The sequence below is a fragment of the Neolewinella maritima genome (assembly GCF_923081025.1).
GTDB lineage: Bacteria > Bacteroidota > Bacteroidia > Chitinophagales > Saprospiraceae > Neolewinella > Neolewinella maritima.
The window spans coordinates 452,461-465,558 of sequence record NZ_CAKLPZ010000001.1 but is presented as its reverse complement, the minus strand read 5'-3'; the positions used below and the strand labels follow the sequence as shown (position 1 = coordinate 465,558).

The 13,098-nt window shown below is 55.7% G+C and carries 11 protein-coding genes and 1 pseudogene; 7 read left to right on the top strand and 5 right to left on the bottom strand.

What is annotated here, in order from left to right; translation table 11 throughout:
* Window positions 1-191: 191 nt before the first annotated feature.
* The 3 genes and pseudogenes from MJQ68_RS01940 to MJQ68_RS17980 all read left to right on the top strand — a co-directional run.
* Window positions 192-590, top strand: coding sequence for a hypothetical protein (locus MJQ68_RS01940; RefSeq protein ID WP_238749292.1), 399 nt, complete (start codon window positions 192-194; stop codon window positions 588-590).
* 334 nt (window positions 591-924) lie between these two features.
* Window positions 925-1,389: a hypothetical protein gene (locus MJQ68_RS01935; protein ID WP_238749291.1), complete on the top strand. Its 465-nt coding sequence runs from the start codon at window positions 925-927 to the stop codon at window positions 1,387-1,389.
* 1,179 nt (window positions 1,390-2,568) lie between these two features.
* Window positions 2,569-2,670: pseudogene (locus MJQ68_RS17980) on the top strand (VOC family protein); the annotation flags it as partial.
* 265 nt (window positions 2,671-2,935) lie between these two features.
* Here MJQ68_RS17980 and MJQ68_RS01930 read toward each other — a convergent pair.
* Window positions 2,936-4,315 (bottom strand): FAD-binding oxidoreductase, encoded by a 1,380-nt coding sequence (locus tag MJQ68_RS01930; protein WP_238749290.1) that lies wholly within the window; start codon window positions 4,313-4,315, stop codon window positions 2,936-2,938.
* Between the two features lie 110 nt (window positions 4,316-4,425).
* On the bottom strand, window positions 4,426-5,490 hold the full coding sequence (locus MJQ68_RS01925; protein WP_238749289.1) for a nickel-binding protein: 1,065 nt from the start codon (window positions 5,488-5,490) through the stop codon (window positions 4,426-4,428).
* Window positions 5,491-5,780: 290 nt separating this feature from the next.
* Here MJQ68_RS01925 and MJQ68_RS01920 point away from each other — a divergent pair, with 290 nt between their 5' ends.
* The 3 genes from MJQ68_RS01920 (at window position 5,781) to MJQ68_RS01910 (ending at window position 8,388) form a co-directional block, all read left to right on the top strand.
* Window positions 5,781-6,128: a hypothetical protein gene (locus MJQ68_RS01920; protein WP_238749288.1), complete on the top strand. Its 348-nt coding sequence runs from the start codon at window positions 5,781-5,783 to the stop codon at window positions 6,126-6,128.
* A gap of 233 nt (window positions 6,129-6,361) precedes the next feature.
* On the top strand, window positions 6,362-7,483 hold the full coding sequence (locus tag MJQ68_RS01915; RefSeq protein ID WP_238749287.1) for a DUF2711 family protein: 1,122 nt from the start codon (window positions 6,362-6,364) through the stop codon (window positions 7,481-7,483).
* Window positions 7,484-8,007: 524 nt separating this feature from the next.
* The gene (locus MJQ68_RS01910) at window positions 8,008-8,388 is read left to right on the top strand and encodes a VOC family protein (protein WP_238749286.1); all 381 of its coding nucleotides are present in this window, start codon (window positions 8,008-8,010) and stop codon (window positions 8,386-8,388) included.
* Between the two features lie 52 nt (window positions 8,389-8,440).
* On the opposite strand, the gene MJQ68_RS01905 is transcribed toward MJQ68_RS01910, so the two are convergent.
* Window positions 8,441-8,929: a hypothetical protein gene (locus MJQ68_RS01905; RefSeq protein WP_238749285.1), complete on the bottom strand. Its 489-nt coding sequence runs from the start codon at window positions 8,927-8,929 to the stop codon at window positions 8,441-8,443.
* Between the two features lie 52 nt (window positions 8,930-8,981).
* Window positions 8,982-11,195 carry a M28 family peptidase gene (locus tag MJQ68_RS01900; RefSeq protein ID WP_238749284.1) on the bottom strand — a complete coding sequence of 738 codons (2,214 nt, stop codon included), beginning with the start codon at window positions 11,193-11,195 and terminating at the stop codon, window positions 8,982-8,984.
* A gap of 232 nt (window positions 11,196-11,427) precedes the next feature.
* On the opposite strand from MJQ68_RS01900, the gene MJQ68_RS01895 reads away from it, so the two are divergent.
* Window positions 11,428-12,708, top strand: coding sequence for a dipeptidase (locus tag MJQ68_RS01895; protein ID WP_238749283.1), 1,281 nt, complete (start codon window positions 11,428-11,430; stop codon window positions 12,706-12,708).
* Here MJQ68_RS01895 and MJQ68_RS01890 read toward each other — a convergent pair.
* A complete protein-coding gene (locus MJQ68_RS01890) occupies window positions 12,705-13,097 on the bottom strand; it encodes a ribonuclease P protein component (RefSeq protein WP_238749282.1) in 393 nt (130 codons plus the stop codon). The two genes, MJQ68_RS01895 and MJQ68_RS01890, sit on opposite strands and share 4 nt — an antisense overlap.
* Window position 13,098: the final 1 nt, after the last annotated feature.

The window sequence follows — 13,098 nt, the reverse complement described above, 5'->3', positions numbered from 1 at the left end:
AGAGGCTGTTCTGAATAAAACAGATCAAAACGCAATACGTAAGAAGGCTACAGGAATGAAAGACATCGATAAAAAGAGTAAGTAATGATTTCGCAAATAAAAGATTGTATTTGGTAGATATAAAAATTTCGCCGAACACCGCGCCCAACGTCAACCGGGGCGGGGGCATTTGAAGCTGGTGATTGCTGTCAATGCCCGGGTTCGTCGACTTTTACAACCACCGGCGGCCGCACTACAGCCTGGACCGACGCTACCCCTCGGAAGTCTACTCTGCCTCAGCGGTTGCGTACTGCGAGCGAGTGAAGCCGCCGGAGTACGATGAGACCGTGTCGGTCCGTAGGGTACTGAAGGGGGGAGCAGTGCGCTGGGGCCACGATGAGTGGATCATGGTGAGCCGGGGGCTGCGGGATAAATGGGTCGGCATCAAGCAGATCAGCGAGTTGGTTTACGAAGTCTACTACCGCCAGGTATGCTTGGGCTTCCTTGAACTAGGCGAGCAGATCGAAAGTGGTCGCTACTACCGTTTGATGTCGGATCGTGACTTTCCGCAGCGGAGTCGGGACCGGGTGGCACGTAGCCGCAAGGACTAAAAACGCGGCGCCCGGGGCCTGGCTTCCTTCCGGCCTACAGCCCTCAGGAAGCTAGGCCCCGGGCACAGGAAAGGAAAACAAGGATAATAATCGTAATTTTAGAAAGTGTTACCCACGTAGGTTGACTTCTGTAACCTAGGTATTTGGTACACAACAGACCGCCATTAGAGGCGGTCCCCAATAGAATTCCCTTCTGCAAGAAACAATGACTATCCAAGTGTTACTCACTGTCAAAATTGTGTGTGAAGGTTCTTCCAGACCAAGAAAATATTATATCCGAAATGATGTTCTATTAACAGGTTTACTCATCCTTAATGAATTCTGTTTTTGAGGCATGGAATATTTAGAAAACATAATTGATGAAATAATTAAATATGGACTGGACGGTCAAATTGAGATTGATGGTAAGGATAAAGACTTAGAATTAAACCTTGTAAAGCTCTATTCAAAATTCTTTGAAATCAATTATCAATTTGATCAATTTGAATACGATGGTTTCAAGAGGAATGACCATTATCCTAGAATTACTGAGAATGTTCGTTCAAACTTTCAAGACTATAGTTTTTATCATACTGTATCAAGCAATGTACCGGTCAATGAAAAACCAATTATTCTAACTGGTGATGCGATAGAGGACATCTCAGAAATTATTAATGATTTATTGGAGGTGAAATGGAGGAATCAAAACAATAGTGCAGATGATGCATTATGGTATTTCGAACTAATTTTCAATACTCACACTCGATATCATCTTGTAAGTTTATTAAATTATATAAACTTCAGAGAATTTGACAATTGATAAACTGGTAAAATTCTATCGGCCATTGGTATCAGTCATAATCTAGGCAATACCATCAATCAATCTTTGATATGTTCCTAAAAAACAGGTTCTTAACAAGTTGTGTGTTAATAGCGTCCACAGCATTCTCATCGTGTTCTAGGCCCGATTCCACATCTTACATTCAGTATGATTATGCCAAGTTCAAAAATAGCCATGGTGATAGTCTTTTAATCGGAATTAAAACTTGGGGACTCACAGGTAATCACAGTACGTTCTGCGTAGCACGGAATGTCCCTCAAAATATTGAATGCTTCAACGTCGGGCAAAAATTCCGTGGAATCGATCATATATTTTACAGAGTCTATTGCGACACGATTGAACTGAGATTGGAGCACAAAATTACCTTCCAAGGTGATGAGATCAAAGGTTGGACTGTAGTTCAGAATGTTTATAATGGAACAGAGTTTCGCCAGCTCTATGTTAATCCCTCCGCGTACGGATATCGCATGCTTGACTAGGGAAGTATACTTGAATTGATACATAAATATTTATCAACTATCCTCAGGTATATCTACAAAACATTATGACTGCGTAGGAATATTGAATGACTTTTTGCTTAAAGCCAACGGTTTTGCATAAAGTTTTATCGTACTTACTAAATCATCTTTAGAAGGATTCGCCCAACACTGCGCCCAACTCCATTAAGCTAAGGGAATTTGGGGTATGTGAGCTGCCGGCTCCGCCTCGGATTAGCGCTGTTTTCCGGTCGCGTCGTCCATTCCGTATCTTTAAAGCATAGTGTCCCCGTCCGGCCGTGAGGCGGCTCGTGCCGTGACCTACTGCCTTGCTAATCCATCAGCGTGCTGAGCGATTATTGGATTGCCGATAGGCATCGGGACCTCGGCAGATGTTGATTTTTTCATGCTGCTCCGGTGTAGTTAAAAGCAGCTAGATTGGCCAGATTTTCTAGTTATCAGTGGTCACGCTTTAAAGGGTGGGGTCACTGGGACGAGGACGAACTACCCACACTGTACCCGAAGCTGAGCCAACGATTTGGGTGATGTATATACACCAACAGTATAGGCTCTTAGCCAAAAGCTAGACATTTTCAACAGCACAATCCTCGACATTAGAATTGCATATTCAGCCCACACCCAATAACTTCATAGCCCTCCCAACCACACAAAGATCCCATGCATGAAACTCAACGCAGGAATTATCACCGAGAAGCTAGCGGAAAGCAAGGCCTTTCACACGGAGTATCTAGGCTTTGGCGTCGCCTTTGAGAATGACTTCTATAATACAGCACGGTGGAAGATGTCACGTGCTGTTCGCGCGCGACCTCGTCCACCGTGTGACCTCCCTGAGGGCCTTAACAATCTGGCTTTCCGAAAACGTTGATTTCTTCATAACAACTCGAATTTAGTGGATTATGAGTTGTCCAGTTTTTGGGGAAGGCTACAATACGCTGGCCCATTAAAAATCTATTGTACCAGTCATGCTTCATCGCGGGAGGTTCATCCGGTGCGCTCGCTGGCGCTTCCCACCGCTCCCCCCCACCCCCTTAGGGCCGGATGTTCTGATTCACCCGGAACAGGTTCTCCGGGTCGTACTTCCGCTTGACGGTTACCAGGCGGTCATAGTTGTGGCGGTAGCTGGCGCGGATGCGCTCCTGCCCCTCGTCCATCATGAAGTTGGAGTAGGCACCGCCGCTGGAGTGGGGGTGCAGCGCATTCCAGTAGTCCTTGCACCAGTCGGTGATGGTGCCGGCATTGCCGGGGTCGGGATCGATGCCCACCACCACGCCAGCGTAGCGGGCGTCCCGGTAGGCCCAGGCCGTGGCATCGGGGGATACCCGCCCGGCCGCGCCGCTGATGGGGTACAAGTGCATCTGCGACAGGGCCGTGGGGATTTTGCAGCCGAAGGTCCGGTGCTCCCGGCGTGCCCCCTCGGTGATTTCGTTGAAGAAGTCGCCGCGCCAGTACCACTGCAGTCCGTGGGGCAGCATGGGATCGAAGAGGCACTGTACCGCGGGATACGGCATCTCACCGACGTGCTCGAAGATGGGTTCCAGGCCCCGCACCGGCGCAAACAGTTCTTCAAAGTCGGCTTCCGCACCGGTGTAGCACCAGACGATGCCGCACACCGGCTTCCCATGTAGCTCGGCGGGGAAGGGCGGTCCCGGTACCACCATGGTGGCCACGAAGCCGTTCAGGTCGTCCGGCGCGGCGTGGATGGAATCGTCGTACCAGGCCATGATCTCCTCGGTGCGTTCAATGGGCCAGAAGGTCGGGCCCGCGATCACCGTGGGCTGGTAGTGCGCCTGAAACTTGAAGCTGGTCACGATCCCGAAGTTGCCACCGCCGCCGCGGATCGCCCAGAAGAGGTCCGCGTGCCGCTCGGCGTCCACCGTGACGCAGGATCCGTCGGCCAGCACCATGTCCGCCTCCAGCAGGTTGTCGATCGTCAGGCCGTACTTCCGCGAGAGGTGCCCTACCCCACCGCCCAGGGTCAGTCCGCCAACGCCGGTGGACGAGATGATGCCCGCCGGCACCGCCAGCCCGAAGGGATGGGTAGCGTGGTCGACTTCCCCCCAGAGGTTGCCGCCGCCCACCCGTACGGTGTTGTCGGAGGGGTCGACGCGGACGAACTTGATGCCCGACAGGTCGATCACCATGCCGTCGTCGCAGAGGCCCAGCCCGCCGCCGTTGTGGCCGCCGCCCCTCACGGCTATGGAGATGCCCTGCTCCCGGCCATAGTTGACCGCCGCGATGACGTCGGCTACGTCCGTGCACATGACGAAGAAGGCGGGGCGTTTGTCGATCATCCCGTTGTACACCTTGCGGGTGTCGTGGTAGTGGTCGTGCTCGGGGGTGACGATGGTGCCGCGGAGGCGTTCGGCGAGAGAATCAAGTGAAGAACCGGATAGTGTGGCGGTAGACATGGGTGTGTGTTGGGTGAGTGTGTGTAGGTATGCTTTCGGTTGCCCGCTAAAGCTAGTCCCCCCCACGCCCCGCCGCTTTCACGGATCGATCAATTCCTGCCACCCACGGTTCACCCGCGCCCCTGCTGCCAATCGCTGGGCAGCATACCGAAGCGTGCCTTGAACGCCCGTGTGAAGTAGGACGGACTACTGAAGCCCACCGCGTAGGCCACTTCCGCTACCGTGGCTCCTCCGGCCCGCAACAGCTCCAGGCTCCGGTGCAGGCGTATCCGTTGGATAAATTCTCGGGGCGAAAGGTCCAGCAAGCGGGTCAGGGTCCGGTAGGTCGTTGCCTTGCTGATCCCCAATCGGGAGGCCAGCCGGGCGACGCTGAATTCGACGCTACCTATCTCCTCCTCCACGGCCGAGAGCGCGCGCTTCAAAAAGGTCAGCTGTTCCGGCGCGAGTACCGTCAGTCCGACCGCTATGTGCTCCAGGCGAGCGTCGGATGCTTCGGCCATGGCGAGGGTAGTCCCGTCCACGAGGACGTAGTTGGCCAACCCGATACGCGCCAGGTCCCGTAGCCGCTGCTTGGCCTCGTCAAATAGGTGGGTACTCTCCGGATCGAGGATTTGGTCCGTGAGGATACCCAGAGTAAATTCCAGCGATGGGCCTGCCCCTGCGAGCAGCCCAACTAGTGCCCGCCCACAATCCAGGGCGCGGTCGGCCGCGGAGAAGTACGCCAGGATCTCCGCACCGGGCAGCGGAATGACGTGACCCTCCTCCCGCCGGATCAGCTCGTGCACCTCCCGGCCGATCCGCTGCCCCTCGCCCGCCGCACCAATCACGTCCAGCCGCAGCAGGGTCCGGTAACCGGGGTCCAGGGCGCCGGATTCGGCGTAGGCCAGGTCGTTCTTACTGCTGCCCAGCAGCAGAAACCTCGACTCGTCTTCACTGAGCTCCACGATGTTGCAGGCGGTCATCCCGTGCGACTCCCGGTGCACGGCGTGGCAGGCCGCCTTATTCGGCCCGCGCATCAGGCAGAACACTTTCTTATTCGTGGTATCCACCCAGTACTTGAGCTGCTGCACGTCGTGCCGCTCCTCGACCTTCAAATCCTCAATGTGTGCCTTCGCTACGTCATCGGCGAGTAGCTCCTCGGTGTCCATCACGTGGATATCCATGTATAGCGGCATAGCAGATGATTTCTGTTCAGAAAAAGCAAGCTTCATGAAGTACTTAAGCTAACAAATTCTGGCGGCGGGGCGCAGGTGCTGTGTATTATGCCTCGGATCTCTCAAACCACGCGACCCGTTTAGTTAGTCGAAATTTAAGCGGCGTTTTGATACCTTAAAATAGGGGCGGTGTATCAGAAGTAATGGTCTAACGGCTACAAAACGGCAGCCTGAGCGAGGTCACTATCTCAAAGGTGACGAAACGCAAAAGGATGCTCACCTGCCCAGACTACATAAGGGGAAAGATAATCATGTACGGCCACACTCACCACCGCAAACAGCGCTACCGACGCAAGGACTGTCAGCGGCAGTTCGTCTCCCGCAACGATCACTGGATTGATGAGCGGACCCGGACATACATCGAACAGCTACTGCGCGAACGCATCAGTTTACGCGCCATCTGCCGGGCGATGCAGGTGAGCATGACCTGGTTGATGAACTTCGCCGCCTCGATCTGGGAGCAGACACCGGCCGACCTCGGAGTGAACTATGAGTTACTCGACAACTTGACGGAGGAAGAGTTGCGAGGTGTTGAATTAGAACTAGATGAGATGTGGTCTTTGTGGAGCGGAAACAAAATAAGTGGTGGATCTGGGTGATCTACTATCCGGCGATCAAGCAAGTGTTAGCCTTTCACATTGGTGGGCGGGGCAAAGCGGATGCCGAGCGGCTCCTGGACAAACTGCCCGATTGGTTACGCGAAAACTGGGCATTTGCTTCAAGTTAAGTCACTTTCTACCAAAAACTGGTCGCGCTAAATGGAAAGCCTACAGAAGGAAAGCCCAACGAAAAGCAGTTACGTAAATAGCAGCACTCTTTGCAACCTTACCTCTTGCCATTCATACAGAATAAACCTAGAAAATATTTGTCTACTTTGAAGTCAGCAAACGTCAAAAGGAGGGGGGATACAATCCTTTTCGATGCCGCCGTTCTCCGGAAGGAAATTCCCTTTGATGAGTTCGTGCTGAGTACATCAGACTGCTTAAAAGGGGGAGCTATATTCTGGCTGATAGCACTAGTTAACAGAACCAGATGTACTATCGAAATTCAAAGTGACGTGTCGAGCAGAGATGGAGTCGGCGTAGTCATTAAGAGCGGTGAAGAAGAAATACTGGAGATCTTCAGGGACGACTCAGATCGCACACGATATGTAACGATTTACTCGAACGAACTACCACTAGTTACTCTGAAAGAGGCTATTAGAGTTTTTACGACCGAATATTATCACTATATCACTTATGAGGAAAAGGAGGGTAACGTATTTAAATACTCCGTCGATTTCGCAGGCATGACGGCCTGGAAAACTCCCCTAATAGAATATTATCGAGAGTTTAAATCAGTATACGTCATTCTAAATTCATTTTATAAACCTACAAAGCCGTATGATCTCAACAATGTAAAACACAATAGATTTGCAGGTGGAAAATTCGACCAATCATATCCCACCGAAGAATACATCATCGATAGCTGTGAAACGGTCACATGGAAATACATACTAGACAATAGCACGTTAAAAACTTTTGCTGAAATAGATACGGCGCTTATTGGAATGCAGGTTGATGACGCAGAGACCACAAGATTACAAAATGAACTAGCTAAATTTTGTGACCAAACTGGATTATTTTACCCATTGGAACAAGCTATATGCCCAAAGGTCGTGTACAGAATGAGAAATGCTTTGTTATATACTAATCATAGAAGTATTAAACTAAAAGACCAATTCAACGAAACGTCAGTTGAAATAAGTGGTGAACTGAAGTATCCCCATTTATTTAGACCTTTTGCAATTGACGCGGATAGTTTGACTACCCTACGTAGCTCAACCTTTGACGATTGTAAAGTAATTGTGTGTTCCAAACTAGATTCACATGCTATGCAGAATGCTATGAAAAAATATAACATTGAATTTATAATGCCGCGTCCAGACTCAAGCCTGCAGGATCTGTCACTATGAATGCGCACAACACTGCGCCACCTCTTTAAAGCTAAGCTGTTCCTAACCATACTGGAGCCTTGACCACGGCTGCTTGACAGCTACTCTTACGTTGAGATAGCTTAGAATGTAACTTTAGGACATATTGCCCCTGCCCGGCTGTGAGGCGGCTCGTGCCGTGACCTACTGCCTTGGTAGTCCATCAGCGTGCTAAGTGATTATTGGATTCCCGATGGGCATCGGGCCCTCGGCAGATGTTGATTTTTTCATGCTGCTCCGGTGTAGTTAAAAGCAGCTAGATTGGCCAGATTTTCTAGTTATCAGTGGTCACGCTTTAAAGGGTGGGGTCACTGGGACGAGGACGAACTACCCACACTGTACCCGAAGCTAAGCCAACGATTTGGGTGATACATATGCACCAACGATAGTAGACTCTTATCCAGAAGCTAGACATTTTCAACAGCACAATCCCTGACATTAGAATTGCATATTCAGCCCACTTCCAATAACTTCATAGCCCTCCCAAACACACAAAGATCCCATGCATGAAACTCAACGCAGGAATTATCACCGAGAAGCTAGCGGAAAGCAAGGCCTTTTACACGGAGTACCTGGGCTTTGGCGTCACCTTTGAGAATGACTTCTACCTGCTGCTCCACACCCCCAACAAACAGGCTGAACTTTCCTTCCTGCTTCCCGACCATCCGACGCAACAGCCCTTATTCCGGGCGCCCTTCCGGGGCGAAGGCATGTACCTCACTATCGAAATGGACGAGGTAGATCCCCTCTACGAAGCGCTACGGTCTAAGGGCGTTGAGATCAAGATAGCGATCAGGGACGAGCCCTGGGGAGACAGGCACTTCGCCATACAAGACCCAAACGGCATCGGTATCGACATAGTCAAGTATTCCGCTCCCCAGGAATGACGGTAAGCTTTGGAGCATTTGCTCCAGACACCGTATAGGCATCATACCCCCCTCAAAAACTCAAATCCACCACCCGCAACCGCCGATACTTGCCCGGACGAAACTTGCGCGTCCCCAGCACCTTGATCAGCAGCGCACCCAGGCCTACGGAGGTGGCCGTTACCAGGGCATCGTCGGTGGAGTAGCTCGTGCTGGGGTCCTTATCGGTGGCGTAGCCCACGGCGGCAAACAGCGACCAGGCAGTCCCGAAGGTCACCAGGCCATAGCCCAATTTGGTGGCTACGGTGCTGCCGCGGTACACCAGCTCGATCTCCTCCAGTAGCACGTAGCGGTCGTTGATGACCAGCGCCTGTATATCGGGCCGCATCTCGCGGATGTAGCCCTCCTGCCAGAACTTATCGCCCCGCAGGCGGAACCGCAGCTGGTCCCCCTCGTACACCCGCTCGCTCTTCGAGTTCGTCAGCCGCTCAAACAGCAGCACCCGTTGGGCGCGCACGCAGGTGCAGGTGAGGAGGAAGAAGAGCAGGAGGATCAGACGCATGCCGGCAGGGGGGCTTCACGAGCAAGGAGGGTGGTCCGGCGAAGATAGTTGGCTAGCGACTAGCCGTCGTCAGGTCGAGGATGCGCTGCATGTGACCGGCGTAAGCGTCCAGTACCTCCCCGAGCCGGTCGATCTGCTGCTGGGCCTCGGGGAAGTTGCGCTCCTCGATCGCCTCGCGCACCCCGGGCAGGGTCTTAACCCCGTAGCCCGTATAGTAGCCCGGTGCGTAGACGTGGTGCACAAACCAGGGCCGCCGCGGCAAACCCTCCTCCCGGGTCAGCTGACGCTCCAGGTCCAGAAAGAGCTGGTTGAGCGCCTCGCGCTGTTCCTCCGGCAATTGCAGGGCTACTTTCGTATCGTACTTGCCGGCCAGCGTTTCGATCTGCCGCAGACCGTTCTCCAGGGGCGCAAAGTTCAGGTAGGGTACCTCCGCCTTGGGGGAGGGCGTGACGAACTCTTCACTGGGATCAGCCGCCAACACGTACGAACTGTCCGCGATCAGCTTGTTCTCTTGGGCGGTCTGCTCGCGCAGCTTATCGGCCAGCTCCATGACGTCCTTCCCGTAGCCCGCTAGTGTAGTACTAAAGCGTCCGAACTCGAAGGGTAGTACCTCGGCACCGGCTAGCCGCAGCGTCGTCCGACCGGCCACCTGCACCAGCGCCGCGCCATACACGAAGCCTGGATCCTTGAAGCGAGTGTAATGGGCATAGGAGTCGTACATCGTATGGTACTCTCCCCCACTGCTCTCCCCCCCGAAGCCCAGGTTGAACGACGCAATACCCAGGTGCTGAAAGAAGGGCGAGTAGTCCGAGCCGGAGCCGAGGGCCGACAGCACGAAGTGGTCTGAGTCCTTCCCGTCGTGCACGGCCTGCGCCGCCTGTGCCCGCTTCAGTACGCTGACCCCCGTTTGCGGGTCCATCACATCCCCCGTGATCTCCCCAAAAAACTCCTCCAGGGTATGGGAGCCACCGGCCGATAAGAAGCCACGCCCCGTCCCGTCCGTATTGATGTACGCCACGGCCTTTTCCCGCAGCTCGTCAGCGTGGGTCTCGACCCATTCGGTGCTTCCCAGCAGCCCCGGCTCCTCCGCCCCCCAGGCGCAGTACTTGATGGTGCGCTTGGGCCGCCAGCCCGTCTTGACCAGCTCGCTCACTACGCGGGCCTCTTCCATCACGGCGACCATGCCACTGACCGGGTCGTTCGCACCGTGCACCCAGGCATCGTGGTGGTTGCCGCGCAGGATCCACTCGTCGGGGTACTCGCTCCCCGGCAGCGTAGCGATCACGTCATAGGCCGGTGCCAGCTCCCAATTGAACTCTACCTGTAGGTGCACTTCGGCCGGACCGGGACCGATCCGGTACGTGATCGGCAGCGCCCCCCGCCAGCTAGCGGGTGCCACCGGTCCGGTCAGCGCCCGCAGGAACGGCAGCGCATCGTGGTAAGAGATCGGCAGTACGGGAATCTTGGTGAAGCCCTCCACCTCGCTGCGGTCCAGCCGCTCGGCGTCTTCCGTAGCTCCGTAACCAGGGGTGAGGGGGTCACCCGGCTGGGCGGGCAGGTCCATGACCGCGCCGCGCTGCACGCCATATTCGTTCTTGAAGGCACCGTCGGGATAGGTCTCGCCCTGGTAGTAGCCATCGTCCTCGGGGTCGGAGTACAGGATACAGCCGATGGCCCCGTGCTCGGCGGCCACCTTCGGCTTGATGCCCCGCCAGCTGCCCTGGTATTTGGCGATGACGATCTTGCCCTCCACGCTGATGCCCCGCTTGTCGAGCTCCTCGTAGTCGGCCGGCACCCCGTAGTTGACAAACACCAGCTCGGCGGTCACGTCGCCGTCGATACTGAAGGCGTTGTAGGGCGGCAGGGCCTCCTCGGTCTGCTCGGTACTGGGGTCACCCTCCACGGGCGGCTCCTGCAGCATGGCAGTATAGGGACTATCCCCGAGCAGCTCCAGCTTGCGCAGTTTCGGCGTAGGGAACAGCACATCGAAGCGCTCCACCTCCACCGCATACCCCCAGCTGCGAAACTTCTCCGCCATATAGTCCACCACCTGCTTGTCGTAGGGCGATCCCACGTGGTGGGGCCGGGCGGTCATGTACTGCATCCACTCGTCGAGATTTTCGGGCTCCACGAGGCTATCTAGCTCGGCCTCAATACGGCGCTGCTCCGCGCTACCCTCCGGAGTGAACCCCATCAGCGTCTGGGCGTGGGCGGGGCCGCAGGTGCAGAGGAAAAACAGGAAGAGCGAGGTCAGTCGTAGTAGCATATCGCAATATAGTCCACGGGCAACGACGCATGAACCGCGAAGAACGCTGAGGCGCGCAGACCGCAAAGAAGCCAGAAACCTGAGACGTTCCCCCTCTCCCCCGGAGAGGGGCCGGGGGAGAGGTATCCCAGGGCTTGGGGGAGAGGAATCCCAGGGCTTGGGGGAGAGGTATCCCTAGGCCCAGAGGAGAGGTATCCCCAAGACCTACAGAAATAGAAAACCAATAGTACCTATGTTTACAACCTCAACTACCCGCCAGATGCTCCGCTACCTCCTCCCCGTCCTTGCGTTCAGCGCACTGCTCTCCTGTGGAAACTCCGGCACCGGCGGCCCCGCCCCGGAGCGCTCCGACGTAGAACTACGCGCCCACGCCGACAGCCTGGCCCACGCCTACCTGATCATCGATGGCCACGTCGACCTGCCCTACCGCCTGAAGGTGAATAACTTCCGGCTGGAACGCGAGATGCTGGGCATCCCCATCGAGACCGATGAGGGCGACTTCGACTACGTACGGGCCGTAGAGGGCGGACTGGATGCCCCCTTCATGTCTATCTACATCCCCAGCCGCCTGCAGGACGAGCCCGGCCAGGCCCCACTGCTGGCCGATAGCCTGATCGAGATGGTCAAGGGGATCGCCGCGGCCCACCCCGATAAGTTCCGCATCGCGCTGAGCCCGGACGACCTGGAGCGCAACTTCCGCGAGGGCGTGATGAGTCTGCCGCTGGGCATGGAAAACGGCGCACCGATCGAGGACCAACTCGCCCGCGTGCAGGACTACCACGCAAAGGGCATCCGCTACATCACGCTGACCCACGCTACGGACAACCTGATCTCCGATAGCAGCTACGATACCCTGAATACGCACGGCGGACTCAGTTCCTTCGGCGAGGAGGTCGTGCGCGAGATGAACCGCGTAGGCATCATGGTCGACGTGAGCCACATCAGCGACTCGGCCTTCTGGGACGTGATGGAAGTGACGGACGTGCCGGTGATCGCCAGCCACTCCTCGGTCCGCTACTTCACGCCCGACTTCCAGCGCAACATGAGCGACGAGATGATCGAGCGGCTAGGAGAGAACGATGGCGTGATCCAGATCAACTTCGGCTCTACCTTCCTCGACGGCGCCCTGCGCGAGCGGCAGGATAGCCTGCGCGAAGTGCTCAGCGCGCAACTGGTCGATGCCGGCATGGAGTACACGGACGACGCGGCGCAGTCGCTGGTCGACAGCTTCGAGCAGGCCAACCCCACCCTGTACTCCGACGTAGAGATGGTCGCCGACCACATCGACCGCGTCGTAGAACTGGCGGGGATCGACCACGTAGGACTGGGCTCCGACTTCGACGGCGTAGGCGACAGTCTGCCCACCGGCCTCAAGGACGTAGCCGACTACCCCAACCTGATCTACACCCTGCTCAAGCGCGGCTACTCCGACGAGGACATCCGCAAGATCTGCTCCGACAATGTGCTGCGGGTCTGGCGCGCGGTAGAAACAGCCTCTTCGGCCCGGGGCTAGTACTGCAACCTGCCCAGCAGCTTTTTCACTGACTTCTCAATGGAAGCGTAGGGGAGGATTTCCTTACCGGTGTACATGAATAGCAGCGCCAGTTGGTGCGGCGTATCGGACGCGTCGGCCTGCACCTGCGTCCGCTCCCCGATCGTCTTGTGCAGCCGGTAGGCTTCGCGCATCCGGCGCTTGAGCAGGTTGCGGTCCACGGCCCGTTTGAAGCGCTTCTTGGGCACTACGAAGGTGACCTGCACGGGGTGCGGACCCCGCTGCTGCTCCATCTGACGGTATAGTATACGGACGGGATAGGCCGAGGCCGTCCGGGCACCGGAGGCGAAGAGCCGCCCGATCTCCTTGCGGGACTTTAGCCGTTCGGCGGAGAATAGGCGGTGGGACATG

What these genes read in the sequence shown, in the direction of transcription:
- MJQ68_RS01940 (WP_238749292.1), top strand. Translation starts at nt 192, where the DNA reads ATGCCCGGGTTCGTCGACTTTTACAACCACCGGCGGCCGCACTACAGC.
- MJQ68_RS01935 (WP_238749291.1), top strand. Translation starts at nt 925, where the DNA reads ATGGAATATTTAGAAAACATAATTGATGAAATAATTAAATATGGACTG.
- MJQ68_RS01930 (WP_238749290.1), bottom strand. Translation starts at nt 4,315, where the DNA reads ATGTCTACCGCCACACTATCCGGTTCTTCACTTGATTCTCTCGCCGAA.
- MJQ68_RS01925 (WP_238749289.1), bottom strand. Translation starts at nt 5,490, where the DNA reads ATGCCGCTATACATGGATATCCACGTGATGGACACCGAGGAGCTACTC.
- MJQ68_RS01920 (WP_238749288.1), top strand. Translation starts at nt 5,781, where the DNA reads ATGTACGGCCACACTCACCACCGCAAACAGCGCTACCGACGCAAGGAC.
- MJQ68_RS01910 (WP_238749286.1), top strand. Translation starts at nt 8,008, where the DNA reads ATGAAACTCAACGCAGGAATTATCACCGAGAAGCTAGCGGAAAGCAAG.
- MJQ68_RS01905 (WP_238749285.1), bottom strand. Translation starts at nt 8,929, where the DNA reads ATGCGTCTGATCCTCCTGCTCTTCTTCCTCCTCACCTGCACCTGCGTG.
- MJQ68_RS01900 (WP_238749284.1), bottom strand. Translation starts at nt 11,195, where the DNA reads ATGCTACTACGACTGACCTCGCTCTTCCTGTTTTTCCTCTGCACCTGC.
- MJQ68_RS01895 (WP_238749283.1), top strand. Translation starts at nt 11,428, where the DNA reads ATGTTTACAACCTCAACTACCCGCCAGATGCTCCGCTACCTCCTCCCC.
- MJQ68_RS01890 (WP_238749282.1), bottom strand. Translation starts at nt 13,097, where the DNA reads ATGTCCCACCGCCTATTCTCCGCCGAACGGCTAAAGTCCCGCAAGGAG.